The sequence below is a fragment of the Natrarchaeobius oligotrophus genome, from assembly GCF_003841465.1.
Lineage (GTDB): Archaea > Halobacteriota > Halobacteria > Halobacteriales > Natrialbaceae > Natrarchaeobius > Natrarchaeobius oligotrophus.
Map to the genome: position 1 here is coordinate 218,038 of NZ_REFZ01000003.1, position 18,436 is coordinate 236,473.

Below are 18,436 nucleotides of genomic sequence, written 5' to 3' on the forward strand. Positions count from 1 at the left end.
TCATGACGTCGAAACTCGATTCGATCAGGAAGGCGATTTCGGTGCCGGATCCCGTCAAGAAAGCGGTATCGGTGCCGGATGCGGTACGGAACGTGGTGTCGGTGCCGGACGCGATTCGCAAGAGCTATCTGCGACAGTTCGCCACCGTCGTGCTCGTGGTGATCGCGATCATCGCCGTCACCGGCTTCGTCTTACAGGGGATGGCCGCCGACAACCTCACCTCGCAGGCCGACGCCGAAGTCGAACGAACGGCCACAACGCAAGCCGACGAACTCCAGTCGTGGATCGAACGGACCGAACACACGACGCTGATGATCTCCGACTACGAGGCGTTCGAGGGCGACGATCCCGACGAGATTCGGTCGCTGCTCTACCAGCGACTCAACGAGCTTCCGGGCGAGTACGCTGCCATCCACTACGTGAATACGGACACGGGTGAGATCGAGGAAACGACGGATCAGGCGTCCGCCGGCGACGACGTCTCCGATCACGGGTACACCTGGCGCGACAACCACGGCGAGACCCACGCGACGATTCCGGTCGGCGACACCTCCGGAGTCGTAATGTCGGACGTCAGCGACGTCGGCGGTACGGCCCAGCTGGCGTTTGCGGCACCCGTCGACGGCAGCCACGCCATCGTCCTCGTGTCGAACGTCAACGAGCGCGCGCTGAACTTCGACGCCGCGTTCGAGGGGAGCGAAGTGCAGGTCGTCAACGAGGACGGCGTCGTCCAGATCGACCGACAGGCCGACGTCATCGGCACGTCCGTCTCGGAGACCGAACAGCGGGCGGTCGAGCGGGGCCTCGGCGGACACGTCGGCATCCTTCCGGCCGAAAACGACGTGTTGCTCGGGTACACCCCCGTCGAGGGAACGAATTGGGCGTTGCTCGTTCACACGCCCGAGTCGGCGGCCTACGGGGTCAACTCGGACATCACGCAACTGCTCGTCATCCTCGTCGCGATCAGCCTCGGCGGGTTCGTCTTCGTCGGGGCGACGATCGGTCGATCGACGGCGAACTCGCTCGATCGGCTGACCGACGACGCTCGGGCGCTCTCCGACGGCGAACTCGACGTCGAGATCGAAACCAGCGACCGCATCGACGAGGTCGGCCGCCTCCAGGACGCGTTCATCGACATCAGGTCGTACCTGGAGACGATCGGCGCCCAGGCCGACGCGATCGCCCGACAGGACTTCGACGACGAGGCGCTCGAGCGGGAGGTGCCGGGCGTCATCGGCGAGGGACTGAATACGATGCAGGCGGACCTACAGGCGTTCATCGACGACCTCGAGTCCTCACAGCGCCAGGCCGAACGGGCGCGAGAGGAAGCCGAGGAGGCCAAAACGGAGGCCGAACAGCTCGCCGAACAGCTCGAGCGCGAGGCCGACGAGATCGGCGACACGATGGCGGCCGCAGCCGACGGCGACTTCTCACGGCGCCTCGGGACCGCGTTCGACAGCGAGGCGATGAACGAGATCGCGGACTCCTTCGACCAGATGGCGGCGGAACTCGAGGCGACCATCCTCGACATCCAGCAGCTCGCGGAGGAGGTCGACGCGGTTAGCCAGGACGTCTCGACCAGCATCGAAGAGGTCGATCAGGCCAGCGAGGAGGTCAGCCGATCCGGCGAACAGATCGCCGCGGCGACCGCGGAACAGACCGAACGGTTCCGGGAGGTGCTCGGCGAGATGAGCGACCTCTCGGCGACGGTCGAGGAGATCGCGTCGACCTCCAACGAGGTGGCGTCGGTCTCCGATCGCGCCGCCGATCGCGCAGACGACGCGAGCGACGTCGCGACGGACGCGCTCGACGAAATGGAACGACTCGACGACCGGGCGGAATCGATCACCGACCAGGTCGAGACCCTCGACGACGAGATCGGCGAGATCGGCGAGATCGTCGACATGATCGACGAGATCGCCGACCAGACCAACCTGCTCGCGCTCAACGCCTCGATCGAGGCCGCCGCGGCCGGCGAGGAGGGTGACGGCTTCGCCGTCGTCGCCAACGAGGTCAAATCGCTCGCCGAGGAGACCGCCGACGCGACGCGGGAGGTCAACGACCTCGTGACCGGCGTCCAGTCCTCGGCGGACGACGCTGTCGAGGAGATTCGCGAGATGCGCGAGGACGTCTCCTCGGGCGTCGACAGCGTCGAGGAGGGACTCGAGGCGATCGACGAGATCGCCGACAGGATCACGGACGCCAACCAGGGGATGCAGTCGATCAACGAGGCGACCGACGAGCAGGCCGGCTCGAGCCAGCAGGTCGTGACGATGCTCGACGACGCGACCGACAGCAGCGAGGAGACCAACGCCGAGGCCGAGAACGTCGCGGCCGCGGCCGAAGAGCAGACGGCGTCCGTCTCTCAGATCGCAGATCGGATCCAGTCGCTCTCCGAGCAGTCCCAGCGGCTCCGAGACGAGATGGACCAGTTCGAAGTCGATGGCGGCGGCGAGGCCGTCCACTTCGAGTCGAGCGTCGACGACTGAAGCGGATCGCTGCGAGCCGATTTTTCCGCCGAACGGAAACAGTCGTTCGCCGGGCCGAGGAAAAGCCGGCGAGTGGAACCTGTGACTCGAGTCGTCGAGCGAACCGCACCGTTGAATACGAACTGTTCGACGTTCTACCCGCCGTGGCCGGGATAGTCCCGCTCGAATCGCTCGTCGATCTCGCGCGCGTCGAACTGGACGATCACCGGCCGACCGTGGGGGCAGGCATACGGGTTCTCGCAGTCGTCCAGGGAAGCGAGCAGGTCGACGACGGACCCTTCGGTCAGCGACGTGTTCCCGGTCAGCGACGGATAACAGGCCAGGTCGCCGAGGAACTCGTCGGCGAGCGCGTCGACCGTCTCGCCGCCGGTCTCGCGATCGCCGTCGACGAACGACGCGAGGACGTCCCGCAACTGCGTCGGCTCGAGCGTCTCCTCGAGCACCGCGGGAACGGTCGTCACCGCGACCGTCCGATCGTCGATCCGATCGGCGTAAAAGCCAAGCCGCGAGAGCGCCTCGCGGTAGCCCTCGAACGCCTCGGCTTCGCCGGCCGTGAGCTCGAGTTCGACCGGTTCGGCCAGCGCCTGTGCGGTCGGGTCCTCGGCGAACGCCGTCCGCAATCGCTCGTAGTTCACCCGCTCGTCGGCGGCGTGCTGGTCGACGAGCGCGAGCCCGTCGGACGTCTCACAGACGAGGTACGTCTCCGAGAGCTGGCCGAGCACGCGAAGCGGCGGCAACGAGTCGTACTCGGTGCGCTCGTCCGCGACCGGCTCGCCCTCGAGCGTCCGTTGCTCCGTGGCCGAGGCGAACTTTCGGTCGGGGTCGAGGTCGTCGATCCCACCGCTGTGATCGGCTTCGCCGGTCGAATTCCCCTTGCTGACGACTTCGGAGTTCGACTCGGTTCCGGTCGACGTCTCTGCCCTCGCGCTCGCCGTCGAGTCCGCCTTCGTCGCCTCGGCCGATCGAGCGCTCGAGTGAGGTGGATCGCCCTCGGAACCGGTCGTCGGTCCGTCAGCGGCCGATTCGGAGTCAGCGTCGGGCTCGAGGGACGACGACGCGTCGGCCGTCGAATCCGCGACCGCGGACGACTCCGCCGGCACCGATCCGCTCGAGTCGCCGTTCGTCGACGTCTCGGAGTCGATTTCGTCCGGCGGCGCCCCAGGGCGGACGTCGTCGGTCGGCGTCGCGGACCCGGCGTCGCCAGCCCTCGCCGCAGATTCTCCGTCGTCGTCGCCCGAGCGGCGATCCCGATCCCGCGAGCCCTGCGGTCGCACCGCCGTCTCGCCCGGAGCGGACCGCCCGCGGGGTGCGCGAGAGCGAAGCAGTCCGTGCTCGAGCAGTGCCGACTCCACCGCGGCGTCGACCTGCCGGCGGACCGCGTCGTCGTCGTCGAAGCGCACCTCGCGCTTTCGCGGGTGGACGTTGACGTCGACCGCGTCGCCGGGAACCTCGTGAAAGAGAACGGCGAAGGGGTAGCGATCGCCGCCGAGTTGCGTCCCGTACGCGCCCATGATTCCCTCCCGGATCGCGTCGGCGGTCACCGCACGACCGTTGACGTACGTCGCGAGGTACTCCCGACTCGAGCGGTTCGTCTCCGGGTGAGAGACCACTCCGGTCACGGACTCGAGCGGACCGGGCGGCAACTGCTCGTCGACGTCGACGGGGATCATCGACGAGGCGACCTCGCGGCCGTAGACGGCCAGTACGGCGGCCTGGAGGTCGCCCTGTCCCGTCGTCGCGAACACCTCGCGGCCGTCGTGGCTGAGCGAGACCGCGACGTCGGGGTTGGCGAGCGCGTAGCGGGTGACGACGCGGTTGACGTGTGCGAACTCGGTCGCCGTCGTCTTCAGGAACTTCCGGCGGGCGGGCGTGTTATAAAAGAGGTCCTCGACCTCGACGACCGTCCCCTCGGGACAGCCCGTCGGCTCGACGGAGACCACCTCGCCGCCCTCGTAGACGAGTTCCGTCCCGACGTCAGCTTCGCCTCCGGACCCCGTCCCCGAGTCCCTCGAGTCCGCCCGCGGGCGCGACCGGATCGTCGTCCGCGAGACGGAGCCGATCGTGTGGAGCGCTTCGCCGCGAAAGCCGAGGGTCGCGACGCCGGACTCGAGGTCCTCGAGGCTCTCGATCTTGCTCGTCGTGTGCTGGCGGACGGCGGCGCGCAGGTCGGCCTCGGACATGCCTCGGCCGTCGTCGGCCACCCGAACGAGTTCGGTCCCCCCCGCTTCGACCGCGACGTCGACGCTCTCGGCGTCGGCGTCGAGGCTGTTCTCGACGAGTTCCTTGACGGCGCTGGCGGGTCGTTCGACGACCTCGCCGGCCGCGATCCGCGCGACGGTGTCGTCGTCGAGCTGGCGGATATCGGTGCCGCCCGGCGTCTCGTCGGTCATACTGCGCTGTCGTTACCGCCGGACGTCAATAGGTGTTACGCGCCGAGGCGGTCGAACAGGGCGCTCCCGGACGAGCGGCCGATCTCAGGCCTCGAGTAGCTCGTCGAGTTGCGAATCGATCGCGTCCCGTCCCTCGTCGGGAACCGAAACGAGCGGCGGCCGAACCGTCTCCGCCGAGACGACGTCCCGACTCGAGAGGGCGACCTTCGTCGAGGGTGCGAACCCGTACTCCGCACAGGATTCGAACAGCGGCGCGATCGCGTTCTGGATCGTCCGGCCGCGTTCCTCGTCGGCCGCCTCGAACAGTTCGAGATGGCGTTCGGGCACGACGTTCGACAGAGCGTTCACCCCCCCGTCGCCGCCCATCCGGAGCGACGCCAACAACAGCGTGTCGAACCCCTGGAGCAGGAGGAAGTCGTCCGGCGTCCGCCGCAGCGCGGACAGGAAGTACTGGAGGTCGCCGCTCGAGTCCTTCATCCCGATCACGTTCTCGCGGGCGGCGATCGACTCGACCGTCTCGAGGCCGATCGGCCGACCGGTACAGGACGGGATGTTGTACAGCAACAGCGGCAGCGGCGACTCGTCGGCGACGGCCTCGAAAAAGCGCATGTTACCGGCGGGATCGCTCGCCGTGTGGAAGTACGGCGGGACGACGACCGCGGCGTCGGCGCCGACCGCGGCGGCCGTCTCGACGTGACCGAGCGTCTCCTCGACGGTCGTCGCACCCGCGCCGGCGAGCACCGGAACCGAACCGTCTGCGTACTCGACCGCCAGTTCGTGAAGGCGACGGCGTTCGTCCGCCGTCAGGCTGGCGAACTCGCCCGTCGTTCCGCAGGGAAACAGGCCGTCGACTCCGCGCTCGACCAGGAACTCGATAAGGGTTCCGAACGCCTCCTCGTCGACGGTCGTTCCATCCTCCTCGAACGGCGTAACCAGCGGCGGCGTAATACCCCGAAGTTCGTCTCGAAGGTTCATATCGGGGTAGTTTCCCGGCGGTTCCAAAAACGTACCTACTCGTCGCCCGCCAAACGGGCTTTCCGGAGGCGCTCGGGGTCGGGGGCAGTTGCATCGATCGGCTCGAGGCGCCTCCGGAAACGAGTCAATTGAGTAACTATTAGGGCGCGCCCGGAGAAAGGGTCGTATGGACTGGTCCCCGGATCGTCGCCTCCAGGGTCGAATGCTCCTCGCACTCGCACTCACCCTCGTCGGATACGCCGCACTCCTGTGGATCGCGTTCTCGACCGTTCCGACCGCGGTCGCACTGCTCATCTGTGGCGCGCTCGCGGTCGCGTTGATCGCGAGCGTCACGCGAGCGGATCTGATCACCTACGTGGCGACAGGGGCGGTCGCCATCGACCGCGACCAGTACCCCCTGTTGTACGAGACGACCGAACGGTTGGCCCGGCAGGCGGATCTGCCGCGGCCGCCGATCGCCGTCATCCCCGCCGACGAAGCGAACGCCCTCTCGGCGGGAACGGGAAACCGGACGGTCGTCTGCGTAACGACCGGACTCCTACGATCGCTTTCCGAGGACGAACTCGAGGCGGTGCTCGCACACGAACTCGCCCACCTGAAAAACGAGGACTCGACGGTGATGACCGTCGCCGGCTTCCCGATGGTCGTCTCGGCCGTCGCCCTCTCGACGGCCAGGCGGACGTTCACCCCCGCGTCGTTCCTGCTCGGTATCCCGCTGTGGATCGGCCTCACCCTGCTGTTCGTCGGGCTTCCCGTCTACCTCGCGAGCCTCCCCGGGACCCTCGTGCTCTCGCGATACCGCGAGTACGCCGCCGACCGCGGGGCCGTCGCGATCACGGGAAAGCCGTTCGCGCTCGCCAGTGCGCTCGCGACGCTCCACGCGGAGTCGTCCGCTCCCGAGACCGACCTTCGGTCCGTGGCGGGATTCAACGCGTTCCGTATCGTCCCGACCGACTCGATGAGCCCGTTCTCGACGCATCCGCCGACGCACAGACGGATCGAGCGACTCCGAGAACAGTTCACCGACCGGTAATCTACGACGATCTCGATCGTCGTACCCCACCTGGCGTTCCGACGAGACCTACCACGGCGGTGATCGCGTGACCCACGACTGGTCGGTCTGGGAGGCCCAGTGGTGGACGCGGGGCTAGGAGCCCGAACCGGATGTGGCGGTCTGGGACCGCGTCGACTGAACGGTCTCGCCGCCGCTTGCGGACTCGACAGCCATCATCGCGGCGCTCTCTCGAGCGAGCGCGTTCTACCGGTTCTGGCACTACCGATCCCGGTCGTCGTTAGCCCCTTCGTCATCTAGCCGTTCCTGCCACTCCTGGACCGTCGCCAGTAGCTCGACCGGCGGCGTCTCGTTGACGTCGATCGACGCGAGTTCGTCGACGATTTCGCGGATCCCGGAATCGAGTTCGGTCTCGCCGCTCGCCTTGCCGCCGTCGGTCGTGGCCGGCGCGCCGTCAGTGCCGTCGCTGGTCGTTCCCGCGACGCCGTCGCCCGCCGCTGGTCCGCCGTCGTCCGCGGTCGCTCCGCCGCCCGAACCCGCCGTCCGCATCGTGCCGCTCTCGAGGTCGAAGACGGCCTGCACGGGTTCGCTCGAGCCGCCCCTGGCTTCGATCGCCTTCTCCTCGCGCAGGCGCGCGAGGACGTCCCTCGCGCGGTCGACGACGGGTTCGGGAACGCCGGCCAGATCGGCCACGTGGATGCCGTAGGAGCGGTCGGTCGGACCGTCCCGGATCGTCCGGAGGAAGGTGACGTCGCCGTCTCGCTCGTCGGCCGCGACGTGGACGTTGGCGACGCGGGGGAGGTTCTCGGCGAGTCCGGTCAGTTCGTGGTAATGGGTCGCAAACAGCGTCTTCGCCCCAACCTCGTTGTGCAGGTACTCCGTCGCCGCCCAGGCGATCGAGATGCCGTCGTACGTCGCGGTGCCGCGGCCGACCTCGTCTAAGATCACCAGCGAGTCGTCGGTCGCCGCGTGCAGGATGTTCGAGAGTTCGCTCATCTCGACCATGAACGTCGACCGCCCCTGTGCGAGTTCGTCCAGCGCGCCGACGCGGGTGAAGATGCCGTCGACCAGACTGATCTCCGCGTCGTTCGCCGGCACGAAGCTGCCGATCTGTGCGAGCAAGACGATGCAGGCGACCTGTCGCATGTACGTCGACTTCCCGGACATGTTGGGCCCGGTGACGACCAGGAAGCTCCGGTCTCCGTCCATCGCCACGTCGTTGGGCACGAACTCCGTCGTCTGCTCGACGACCGGGTGTCGCCCCTGATCGATCTCGAGCCGGTCGTCCTCGCGAAGAGTCGGCTCGACCCAGCGGTTCTCGGCGGCGTGGGTCGCCAGGCTCGCGAGGACGTCCACCGTCGCGAGCGTGCGGCCGACGTCCTGGAGCAACTCGGCCCGGTCTGCCACGTCCTCGCGGAGCGTTTCGAACAGTTCGTACTCGAGGTCGCCGCGTCGCTCCTCGAGTCTGAGAATTGCGCGTTCTTTCTCCTCGAGTTCGTCGGTCGTAAAGCGCTTCGAGTTCTTCAGCGTCTTGATCTGCTCGTAGTGGTCGGGGACGCCGTCGGCCGCGGATTTGCCGACCTGCACGTAGTAGCCGTCGGTCTTGTTCCGGTCGACGGTCACGTGCGAGAGGCCGTGCTGGCGCTTTTCGCGCTCCGCGAGGCCGTCGAGCCACCGTTTTAGTTCCTCGTGGCGCTCGATCACCTCGTCGAGTTCGTCGTCGTACCCGCGCCTGAAGAGGCCACCCCGAGTCACCGTCGACGGCGGGTCCTCGGCGATCGCCGCCTCGAGCGTCTCGCGCAACTCGCGGGCACGCTCGCGGTCCGGCCGCTCGACGATCTCGGCGAGCGGCGAGTCCGCGAGTTCCGGCGTGGACTCGATCGCGTTCGCGATCGTCGGAAGGACGGCGAGCGTCTCGGCGACCGAACGCAGATCGCGCGCGTCGGCGCTGCCGTGGCTCGCCTTCGAGGCCAGCCGCTCGAGGTCGTACGCATCGCCCAGGACGTCCCGGAGTTCGTCTCGGACGAGCGCGGCCGACGAAAGCGCGGCCACCGACGCCTGCCGGCGCTCCAGCGTCTCGAGCGACCGACGGGGACGACAGAGCCACTCCTTGAGCCGTCGCCGACCCGCGCTCGTCTCGGTGTGATCGATCGTCGCGAACAGCGAGCCGTCGCTGCCGCCGTGCATCGTTTCGGTCAGTTCGAGGTTTCGCTGGGTCGTCGCGTCGAGCGTGACGTGGTCGTCGTCGTGGTGGGTCTGGATGCGCGTCATCGACGCGAGCACGCCGGAGCCGGTCTCCTCGACGTACGAGAGAACCGCGCCGGCTGCCGCGAGGGTCGCCTCGCCGACGCCGAGGCGGTCGACCGTCTCGCGGCCGAACTGCTCGCGGACCGCGTGGTCGGCGCGTTTCGGCGCGAACGCTTCCGTCTCGTGCAACGTCAGCGCCGCATCCACCCGTTCCCGGACCTCCGCCAGGAGGTCGTCGTCCGATCGAACGTCCGGCCCCGGCAACACCTCGACGGGATCGAACCGGTACAGTTCCGTCAGCGCCGCCTCGAGGTCCTCGGCGTCGGCGACGAGAAAGCGTCCGGTCGTGACGTCCGCGAACGCCAGCCCGTATCCCGCCCCGTTCGAGTCCCCACGGCCGCTCGAGGAGACGGCGTCGCAGACGACGGCGGCGAGGTACTGGGCGTCCGCGTCGGTCGTCTCGAGCAGCGTGCCCGGCGTGACGACGCGAACGACTTCTCGCGCGTGGCCGGAGTCGGTCTCGTACTGGTCGGCGACGGCCACGCGGTAGCCGCGTTCGACGAGCGCCTTGAGGTAGGGCGTGAGGTCGTCGACGGGGACGCCCGCCATCGGGTACGACGAGCCGTGCGAGGACTTCTGGGAGACGTTCAGGTCCAGTTCGTCGGCGACGACTTCGGCGTCGTCCGCGAAGAACTCGTAGAAGTCGCCACACTGCATCGCCAGCAAGTCGGCGTCGGTGTCTTCCTTGAGCGAGAGGAACTCCCCGACGATGCCCGTCGCCTCGGTCATGTGCGGTGACTGGCGGGCCACGGCAAAAACCCTGCGGGATCCGCGGTGGAAGTGATACTGTCGGACAGAAGTCAGTGAGACGTCGGTCGCGAATTCGCGGCCGTCGACATCGGAGACGGCCGCAGGAGAGCGACCGATCGTCAAATAGTTCTGGCCGACGGTCTGAACGTGGCGAGCCGCCGTCGGTCTGGACCCACCCTACGTATCGGAAGCCGTGACACTCATCGCGACGTTCGTACCGGGTTCTATTACGACCGCCGTCCTATCTCGTGGAACGAGCCCCCACAATGGCTGCACCTCGCGACCACCGCGTACTGATCCCGATCGACGTCCTCGGTGGCGAGTCCGTTCCCCGGACGGTCGTCGACGCGTTCGCGTCGGTTCCCGTCGTCCTGCTCGGCTATCGGGAGGTTCCCGATCAGACCGGCACCGACCAGGCGCGTGACCAGTACGAGGCGCGCGTGCGGAGCGAACTCGACGACGTGCAGCGAACGTTCGAAGACGCCGGCTGCCTCGACGTCTCCACTCGAATCGTCTTCACGCACGACCGCCTCGAGACGTTCGAACGCGTCGCCGTAGAGACCGAATGCGACGGCGTCTTGCTGGTCAACCCCGCACCCGTTCTCGAGTCGGTCCTCGTCGCGATCCGAAGCGACGTCAACCTCGAGTACATCGCCCAGTTACTCGGCGCGCTCGTGGCCGATACCGACCTGGAGGTGACCTTCTTCCACGTCGTCTCCGACGAAGACGACCGAAAACGTGGTGGCGAACTCCTCGACGACGCGGCCGAGGAACTGATCGAAGTCGGAGTCGATCGCGACCGAGTCGACACGACGCTCGGCGTCGACGGCTCGCCGACGCGAGAGATCCTGAGGGCGGCGAGCGAGCACGACCTCCTCGTGGTCGGCGAGAGTCGCCCCTCCATTCGTCGGTTCATCTTTCGGGACCGGGCGAAGACGCTCGCCAGGAAGACCGTCGATCCGGTTCTGGTCATCCGCGGGGAGTACCTCGAGCGCGCCGACGTGGACGAATCGACCGGCGGTGAGGACGAACGCGACGACGCCTGATTTAGCGACCGGCGACGCGCGAGCGGTTCGCGGAGATCTGTCGACCAGCGTTCCTCGGTACTCGCGGGTCGACTAGCGTTCCTCGGTACTCGAGGGTCGATCAGCGTCCTCGTCGCGACGTCGAACGACGAGTACCGGACCGACCGACTCGGCGGCGACGCGTTCGGCCTCCTCGCCGAAGACGAGCGTCCGGAGCGACGGCGCACGTTCGCCCATGACGACGGCGTCGTGGTCGACGGCGGCGGCGACGAGCGCCTCGAGCGGCGGCTCGTCGATCGCGAGTTCGGTTCGAACCGCGATGCCGTCTCCGGAGAGCACTCGAGCGCTCGTCTCGAGCAGTTCCCGACCGGCGGTTTCCTCGTCGGTCGCCAGAAAGAGCGTGACGCCGATCTCGCGGTCCCCGATCAGTTCCGCGACGAACGAGACGATCCGTTCGACGGCGACGTCGCCTGTCAACGCGACGAGGAGCCGCTCGATCGGACCGGTCGCTCCCGGAATTGCGTAGACTGCCGAGTCCGTCGTTTCCGCGACTCGATCGAACGTCTGCTTGCGATCGTGCGTGAAAACAAGGCGGTAGTCGGCGGTCCCGTCTTCCGCCCCGAACTCCGTCGCGAGATCCTCGAGTGCGTCCGTGGCGCGGTCTTCGTACTGCAGTCGCGCCTGGTCCGGCGGCGTCTGTTCGGGCAACACGTGATAGCCCAGTACGGTTACGTCCATCGGCGCGAGCAGCTCCGTGAGCCCGGCCGAGACCGATTCTCCCTCGAGTATCGCCAGTGGAACGAGTATGCGTGTCATAATGCACCTCTCAGATCGACGTCGCGGGCGTAGTAGAGGTACCAGCCGACGGTCAGGAGCATGATTCCGACGCCGACGTACAGCGAGGCGCGTTGCATGAACCCGATGAGAGCGACGCTGCAGAGCGCACCGAGTGCCGGGACGACCGGATAGCCGGGAACCCGAAAGTCGGGGTCGTACCACTCCGGTTCGTCGCGACGTAAGGCGATGAGCGCCACGCAGATCAGCCCGTACATGATGAGATGGAGGAACGACGCGACCTCGGCGAGCAGTTCCACGCGCCCGGTCCACGTCAACACCAGAATCGGCCCGCCGGCCAGCCCCAGTGCGACGTGGGGCGTGCCGTACCGGAGGTTGATCCGGCTCGCGCGCCGGGGCAAGAGCGCGTCACGGGAGACGGCGTAGATGGCTCGAGAGGTGCTGAGCACCGACGCGTTGGCACTGGACATCGTCGCGAGCAGGCCGCCGAAGACGATCGCGAACGCGCCGATCGGGCCGAGGTAGTGGCGACCGACTTCGACCATCGCCGTCTCGCCGAACTGCTCGAGTTGCTCGCTTCCGAACGCGCTCGTCGCGACGAAGATCGTCACCACGTAGAGGACGCCGACGATGACCACCGATCCGACCATCGCCAGCGGCAGGTTTCGGCCGGGATCTCTCATCTCGCCGGCGACGGTCGCCACCTGTGCGAAGCCGAGATATGAGGTGAAAACGAGCGCCGCCGTCGTAAACACGGGGAAGATTCCTGCCGGGGCGAACCGTTCGGGAGCCGTCGGCTCACCCAGGAGCCCGACGGCGTCGAGCCCGCCGTATCCGAGGAACACGAGCAGTATCGACAGCAACAACGCGACGACGCCGTTCTGGAGTTTCGCCGCGTTTTCGGTCCCCGTGACGTTCAACACGGTAAAGCCCACGCCGAACAGCAACGCGATCGGGACGACCAGTTCCGCCCCGACCGCGATACCCAGTTCGGCCAGCGTGTCGACGGCGTAGTAGCCGAAGCCGACGAGGTAAAACGCCGTGGCGAACACCAGCCCGAACCACAACGAGAGACCGACGACGGTCCCGGCGAGCGTTCCGAGTCCGCGCGAGATGAAGTAGTAGCCGCCGCCGCTTTTCGGCATCGCCGTCGCGAGTTCCGACGCCGGCAACGCGACCAGCAACGCGACGACGGCACCGATGGCGAACGAGACCGACGCGGCCGGGCCGGCGTTTCCCGCAGCCAGTCCCGGGAAGACGAAGATTCCCGCGCCGATCATCGTCCCGATCCCGATGGCGAGGCCGCCAGAAAGTCCGAGCGTTCGCTCGAGTTCGGCGTCGTCGGTAATCGTCGCCTCCTCGGTCTCGATCGTCGGCTCGATCTGCGGTGACTCCCCTTCGACGTTGGTCCCTTCGGCCGACGGTCCCGGGGCCGGTGGCGGATCGCCGTCCATACTGGCCGTGCACTCGCCGGACGGATAGCTTTACTGCTATTTCTGACTCGCGAGCGGTTCTCCAGCCGGCCCGTCGGACGGTGTGCTGGCCGTCTCATACGGACCATCGTACGTCATCGCCGTGCGAGCGCGACCCGTCTGCGGACCCACTGGTGAATCGTACAATAGGCCGTCTCAGAACAACAGTCCGCCGAGGGGCACGTCGGACTCCGGTTCGACGAGCACCGGAAACTCGTCTTCGTCGGGGACGCCGACGGTCAGCGCCTCCGATTTGAACCCGGCGATCCGAACCGATCCCAGGTTCGTCGCACACAGCACCTGTCGCCCCTCGAGTTCCTCGGGATCGTAGTGGTGATCCAGCTGTCCGGCCGACTGAATTTCTCCGTGGTCGTCTCCGAGATCGATCCACAGCTTGGTCATCTTCGGCTTGTTCGCCTCGGGGAACGACTCGGCTTTCACGATCTCCCCGACGCGAATCTCGGCGTCGAACGGGTTTTCGACCATGGTCGCCGTGAGTCACCCGGTCCGTAAAAATCGGCCGAATCACGGCCCGTCAGCTACCGATCGACGGAGTGATTGACCGCTCCCGGCCCCCGCCCGACGTCGTAGTGGCGTTCGATCGCTCGAGCGAGGAAGTCGACCGCACCCTCGACCGCCGCCTCGAGCCCCTCGCCGCGCGCGAGTCGCGCCGCGACGGCGGCAGAGAGCGCACAGCCAGAACCGTGGGTCGCGTCGGTGTCGACGCGCTCGTGTTCGAACGTCGTGACGGCGGGCTCGCCCGCCCCCGTCGCCGGATCTCCCGCGCGGACGAGGACGTCCCGGACCGTCTCGCCGGGGACGTGTCCGCCCTTGACCAGCGCGGCGTCGGCCCCCATCTCGAGGAGCGCCTCGCCCGCTTCGCGCGCACGTTCCACGTCGTCGACGGCGACGCCGGTCAGCACTTCGGCCTCGTCGGCGTTCGGCGTCACGAGCGTCGCCTCGGCGATCAGCGACTCGTAGGCGCGTTCGGCGCGTTCGTCGAGCAGCCGGTCGCCCGAGGTGGCGACCATCACGGGGTCGACGACGAGCGGGAACGGGAACGATCGAGCGTGCTCGGTGACGAGTTCGACCACCTCGGTCGTCGCGAGCATTCCCGTCTTCGCCGCGCCGACGTCGAAGTCGCCGACGACGGCGTCGATCTGGGCGTCGATCTCCGCGGTCGGGAGGACGAACGACGACTCGACGCCGCGGGTGTGCTGGGCGGTGACGGCCGTGATCGCCGACGTGCCGTAGACGCCGTGGCTGGCCATCGTCGCGAGGTCGGCCTGGATGCCGGCACCGCCGCCGGAGTCGCTCCCCGCGATCGTCAACGCGACCGGTCGCGATTCGGGTGCTGGCCGTTTCATACTCGAGTCTATTCTCCGGTTATACAAAGTGGTGATGGTGCGGCCGACGCGGACGGACGAAGGCGGTGAGCGCCCGTCGTCCAGACGGACCGCTCGCTACTGCGACCCATCGGCCAGTTCCGCGTACGCGGCCCACGACGGATCGACGCCCGGGTGCTCGAGTCGCTCCCCGTCGACGACGACGCCGTCGCCGTCCTCGACGCGGCCGATCTCGGCGACGACGGTGTCCAGATCCTCGAGCGCGCTTTGTACTGCACCGACGCCGCTCGGCTCGACCGCGACGACCAGCGAGCCGCAGCTGGTCGCGGCCCAGGGATCGATCTCGAGGGACTCGCACACCTCGCGGACGCCGGGTCGCATCGGGACGGCCTCGCGGTCGACGGCGAACCGAACTCCGGCTCCGGCGGCCATCTCGTTCAACGCGCCGGCCAGTCCGCCCTCGGTGACGTCGTGCATCGCGGTCACGGGTCCGGCCGCGGCCGCGGTCAGGGCGTCCCGAACGCAGTACACCTCCTCGAGTCGTCCCTGCGCGTCCGCGACGACGTCGTCGGGAAGCTCGAGCTGGTCGGGAAAGAGGGTGCTCAGGAGGCCGACCGCCTCGACGGCGGGCCCGGTCGTCAGCAGGAGCCGGTCGCCGACGCGCGCGCCGTCGGGGCGGACGACGTCGTCGTGCTCGCCGACGCCCATCGCGGTCGCCGCGCCGACCCAGGGGTGCGACGGGTCGGAGTACCGGGCCGTGTGGCCGGTGACGACGGCGACCCCGAGGTCGGCGCACTCGTCGTGGATAGTCGTCCAGACCGTCTCGAACTGCTCGTCGGTCATCGCCTCGGGCAGGGTGAAACAGATCGAGAGGTGCGACGGCGGAACGCCGCTGACGGCCACGTCCGCGAGGACGAGATCGAGGGCGAACCGCGCGGCGCGCTCGAAGCCGAGCGCCGGGAGGATCGAGAGCGGATCGGTCGCGGTGACCAGCGCCGTCCCGTCGACGTCGATCACGCCGAAGTCGACGCCGTGACGCGGGCCGACCGCGACGTCGTCACGGCTGGCACCCAGGTTCGGCGCGACGTGGCGATCGAAGAACGATCGATCGATCTTTCCGAGGTCGCTCACGCCGGACGCTTCGCGGTGGTCGTCTTAGACTCTACCGATCCGCGTCGATCGGGGGATGCACCGATTCGGTCGGCGACCACCACGGTCGTCGCCTGTGACCACGATGTCGATCCGAGCTGCCGTCGAAACAATTATTTCGAATGTTGTTAAAAATAGAGTGGAGTATCGATGAACGAAGTGGAGTCCGGATCGATCGAACCCGGCCAACGAGGGCAGAGCGAGGATTCATGCACGGGATCATACTGAAGACGATCCGGGAGTTCGTCGTCGACACCCACGACGAGGAGACGTGGCTCGAGATCCAGCGGGAAGCCGACGTCCAAGAACGGGTGTACGTTCCGGTCGCGGTCTATCCGGACGGGGACGTCTACGAACTCGTTCGCACGGCGGGCGAACTGACCGACACCGATCCGCGGACGCTGCTGACCGAGTACGGGCGGTGGGTCGTGCCGGTCCTCCTCGAACTGTACGACCTCCACATCGACGACGAGTGGGACGGCCTCGAGCTCATCACGAACGTCCAGCAGTTTCACACGTCGCTTCGGACGCGGGACCTGACCGACCTCACGACGCCGCGGGTGAGATCCGAACGGCTGGACGATCGTCGGGTGCGGGTCACGTACGACTCGGATCGGAAGCTGTGCGACGTCGCCCGCGGCGCGCTCTACGGCGTCGCGGATCGGTTCGACGAGGAGTTGACGGTCGACGAGGAGACCTGCATGCACGACGGCGACGACGCCTGCCGGTTCGTCGTCGAGCGAACCGCGACCGCGATCGGCCGGAACGAGGCGGATGCTCGGAACGCGGCGACCGACCGGAGCGCGACGGATGCCACCGACCAGGGGGCGACTCGCGACGCCGCGACCGGATCGGCCGTGGAGGTGGATCGATGAGCGCCGTCGGCTCGAGGTCGTCGCTCCCGTCCGCGGTCCAGTCCGATCGTCCCGTCGGGTTCGCCCTCGTCGCCGTCGTCGCCGGATTGCTGGCGGTCGGCGGAGCGACGGTCGCGCTCGAGGGCGTGACGACGGCGGAGTTGTCCGTCGCCGTCCTCGGCGTCGCCGCGACCGGGATCACGGCGATGGCGCTCGCCGCGGGTTCGGCCGCGAAAACCGCGCAGTACGAGCGCGACGAGCTCTACCGCGTCATCGGAGAGCTACGCGATCGGACGGCGCGACTCGACCGGGGCGACGTCGGCGTCGGCTTCGACGTCTACGCCGACGTCGACGGCGTCGACGAACTCGAGGCGCTCGGCGATCACCTGGCGTCGATCCGCGGCCGGCTCGCCGAGAATCGACGGACCGACCGGTCGCTCAGTGAACTCGAGCGGACGGTGTCCGAACACGCCGAGGTGACGCGAGCGGTCGCCGACGGCGATCTGACGCGACGGTTCGAACCGCAGGGATCCCACGAGCGGATCGACGAGCTCGCGCGCAACTCGAACGAGCTACTGGCGGAGATCGAGGGAGCGTTCTCGACGTTGCAGACGTTCTCCGGTGACGTCGTCACCTACAGCCGCGAACTCAACGTGAGCGTGGAGACGGTTCGTCGGGAGGGCGAGCGAACGAGCGAGATGCTTTCGTCCGTCGTCGACGACACCGACGCTCAGAACGAGCAGCTCCGGACGGTGACGGCGGAGATGGAGTCGCTGTCGACGACGATCGAGGAGATCGCCGCGACGGCGACCGAGGTCGCGGACGTCGCGGATCGGACGGCGAGAGTCGGGGACGAGGGCAGTCGCTCCGCGGCGGCGGCGATCGAGGGGATGGACGTGATCGACGAGGAGACGGAACGAACCCTCGCGGAGATCGAAGCGCTCGAGGACGATGCCGAACGGATCGACGAACTCGTCGATTCGATCAGCGAGATCGCCGAACAGACGAACCTGCTCGCGCTGAACGCAAACATCGAGGCCTCTCGGTCGGTCGACGGCGGGCGGGGATTCGGCGCGGTCGCCGACGAGATCAAGGCCCTCTCAGAGGAGGTCTACGACTCGGTACAGGACGTCGAGGAGCGTCTCGAGGCGCTTCGCGAACGCGCGCTGTCGGCGGGGACGGAAGTTCGCACGAGTCGCGAGCGGATCGAGTCGAGCGTCACCGACGTCAGCGACGCCGCCCGAGCGCTCGACGAGATCGCCGAACTCGCCGAACGGACGAACGAGGGCGTCCAGGAGATCTCCGCCGCGACCCAGCAACAGGCGTCCTCGACCCAGGAGGTCGTCGCGATGATCGAAGACGCGGGTGAGCGAAGCGAGGAAACGGCCGCGACGGCCGGAACGGCTGTACGGCGGGCGTCGGCGCAGGCCGACGCGCTCGCACACGTCGCAGAGAGCGCCACCGTCCTCACCGAACAGGCCGCCGAACTGAACCGACGGCTCGAGGAGTACGCGACCGACCGGGGCTACGACCTCCCCGAGGCCAGGACGGCCGGCGGCGTCGACCCGGAGTCGGTTTCGACGGCCGGGCCGGTCCCGGAGTCGATCGGCGACGGATCGAGGGACCCCCCGTCAGCCCGGTGACGGGAAACGACGACGGCGCGGACGATTCGACGGATTCGACGGTCCGGACGATTCGACGGCTTGGACGGCACGGTGGGCCGAATCGTCGACGAACCACCGCCACTGGAAACGGCGGAGTGCTCTCGTCGCCACCGACAGCAGGCGTTCTCGAGGCATCTCGATCCGTAACCCGACCCCCATTCGTCCACTGCGAAATTGAACCATTATCAGTTACTCGAAACAGTCAAAC

At 67.9% G+C, this 18,436-nt stretch carries 12 protein-coding genes and 1 pseudogene; 5 read left to right on the forward strand and 8 right to left on the reverse strand.

Annotated features, from left to right (window positions below):
• Positions 1-2: 2 nt before the first annotated feature.
• A complete protein-coding gene (locus EA472_RS05970; RefSeq protein ID WP_124190597.1) occupies positions 3-2,489 on the forward strand; it encodes a methyl-accepting chemotaxis protein in 2,487 nt (828 codons plus the stop codon).
• Between the two features lie 134 nt (positions 2,490-2,623).
• Here EA472_RS05970 and mutL read toward each other — a convergent pair whose 3' ends face one another.
• Positions 2,624-4,879 carry a DNA mismatch repair endonuclease MutL gene (gene mutL / locus EA472_RS05975; protein ID WP_124190598.1) on the reverse strand — a complete coding sequence of 752 codons (2,256 nt, stop codon included), beginning with the start codon at positions 4,877-4,879 and terminating at the stop codon, positions 2,624-2,626.
• Positions 4,880-4,963: 84 nt separating this feature from the next.
• Entirely contained in the window at positions 4,964-5,854 is an 891-nt protein-coding gene (locus EA472_RS05980) for a dihydrodipicolinate synthase family protein (protein WP_124190599.1), read from the reverse strand.
• A 166-nt stretch (positions 5,855-6,020) separates the two neighbouring features.
• On the opposite strand from EA472_RS05980, the gene EA472_RS05985 reads away from it, so the two are divergent.
• Positions 6,021-6,887: a M48 family metalloprotease gene (locus EA472_RS05985; RefSeq protein ID WP_124190600.1), complete on the forward strand. Its 867-nt coding sequence runs from the start codon at positions 6,021-6,023 to the stop codon at positions 6,885-6,887.
• Positions 6,888-7,127: 240 nt separating this feature from the next.
• Here EA472_RS05985 and mutS read toward each other — a convergent pair whose 3' ends face one another.
• Positions 7,128-9,902 (reverse strand): DNA mismatch repair protein MutS, encoded by a 2,775-nt coding sequence (mutS, locus tag EA472_RS05995; RefSeq protein WP_124190601.1) that lies wholly within the window; start codon positions 9,900-9,902, stop codon positions 7,128-7,130.
• 287 nt (positions 9,903-10,189) lie between these two features.
• On the opposite strand from mutS, the gene EA472_RS06000 reads away from it, so the two are divergent.
• Positions 10,190-10,969, forward strand: coding sequence for a universal stress protein (locus EA472_RS06000; protein WP_124190602.1), 780 nt, complete (start codon positions 10,190-10,192; stop codon positions 10,967-10,969).
• A gap of 72 nt (positions 10,970-11,041) precedes the next feature.
• On the opposite strand, the gene EA472_RS06005 is transcribed toward EA472_RS06000, so the two are convergent.
• The 5 genes and pseudogenes from EA472_RS06005 to EA472_RS06025 form a co-directional block, all read right to left on the reverse strand.
• A complete protein-coding gene (locus EA472_RS06005; RefSeq protein WP_124190603.1) occupies positions 11,042-11,764 on the reverse strand; it encodes a universal stress protein in 723 nt (240 codons plus the stop codon).
• Positions 11,761-13,197 (reverse strand): APC family permease, encoded by a 1,437-nt coding sequence (locus tag EA472_RS06010; RefSeq protein ID WP_124190604.1) that lies wholly within the window; start codon positions 13,195-13,197, stop codon positions 11,761-11,763. Before EA472_RS06010 ends, EA472_RS06005 begins: the two co-directional genes overlap by 4 nt.
• Positions 13,198-13,371: 174 nt before the next feature.
• Positions 13,372-13,701 (reverse strand): tRNA-binding protein, encoded by a 330-nt coding sequence (locus tag EA472_RS06015; protein ID WP_124190605.1) that lies wholly within the window; start codon positions 13,699-13,701, stop codon positions 13,372-13,374.
• Between the two features lie 59 nt (positions 13,702-13,760).
• Positions 13,761-14,582 (reverse strand): annotated as a pseudogene (gene thiD, locus EA472_RS06020) (bifunctional hydroxymethylpyrimidine kinase/phosphomethylpyrimidine kinase); the annotation flags it as partial.
• A gap of 96 nt (positions 14,583-14,678) precedes the next feature.
• A complete protein-coding gene (locus EA472_RS06025; RefSeq protein ID WP_124190607.1) occupies positions 14,679-15,692 on the reverse strand; it encodes an AIR synthase family protein in 1,014 nt (337 codons plus the stop codon).
• Positions 15,693-15,919: 227 nt separating this feature from the next.
• Between EA472_RS06025 and EA472_RS06030 the strand changes: the two genes are divergently transcribed.
• Together EA472_RS06030 and EA472_RS06035 are read left to right on the forward strand one after the other, a co-directional pair.
• Positions 15,920-16,585: a heme NO-binding domain-containing protein gene (locus tag EA472_RS06030; RefSeq protein WP_124190608.1), complete on the forward strand. Its 666-nt coding sequence runs from the start codon at positions 15,920-15,922 to the stop codon at positions 16,583-16,585.
• Positions 16,582-18,207 carry a methyl-accepting chemotaxis protein gene (locus tag EA472_RS06035; protein ID WP_124190609.1) on the forward strand — a complete coding sequence of 542 codons (1,626 nt, stop codon included), beginning with the start codon at positions 16,582-16,584 and terminating at the stop codon, positions 18,205-18,207. Before EA472_RS06030 ends, EA472_RS06035 begins: the two co-directional genes overlap by 4 nt.
• Positions 18,208-18,436: the final 229 nt, after the last annotated feature.

Bases quoted from the DNA above. Each gene is read 5' to 3' on its own strand.
- EA472_RS05985 (WP_124190600.1), top strand. From the start codon at position 6,021: ATGGACTGGTCCCCGGATCGTCGCCTCCAGGGTCGAATGCTCCTCGCA.
- EA472_RS05970 (WP_124190597.1), top strand. From the start codon at position 3: ATGACGTCGAAACTCGATTCGATCAGGAAGGCGATTTCGGTGCCGGAT.
- EA472_RS05980 (WP_124190599.1), bottom strand. From the start codon at position 5,854: ATGAACCTTCGAGACGAACTTCGGGGTATTACGCCGCCGCTGGTTACG.
- mutL (WP_124190598.1), bottom strand. From the start codon at position 4,879: ATGACCGACGAGACGCCGGGCGGCACCGATATCCGCCAGCTCGACGAC.
- EA472_RS06035 (WP_124190609.1), top strand. From the start codon at position 16,582: ATGAGCGCCGTCGGCTCGAGGTCGTCGCTCCCGTCCGCGGTCCAGTCC.
- EA472_RS06000 (WP_124190602.1), top strand. From the start codon at position 10,190: ATGGCTGCACCTCGCGACCACCGCGTACTGATCCCGATCGACGTCCTC.
- EA472_RS06015 (WP_124190605.1), bottom strand. From the start codon at position 13,701: ATGGTCGAAAACCCGTTCGACGCCGAGATTCGCGTCGGGGAGATCGTG.
- EA472_RS06010 (WP_124190604.1), bottom strand. From the start codon at position 13,197: ATGGACGGCGATCCGCCACCGGCCCCGGGACCGTCGGCCGAAGGGACC.
- EA472_RS06030 (WP_124190608.1), top strand. From the start codon at position 15,920: ATGCACGGGATCATACTGAAGACGATCCGGGAGTTCGTCGTCGACACC.
- mutS (WP_124190601.1), bottom strand. From the start codon at position 9,902: ATGACCGAGGCGACGGGCATCGTCGGGGAGTTCCTCTCGCTCAAGGAA.
- EA472_RS06005 (WP_124190603.1), bottom strand. From the start codon at position 11,764: ATGACACGCATACTCGTTCCACTGGCGATACTCGAGGGAGAATCGGTC.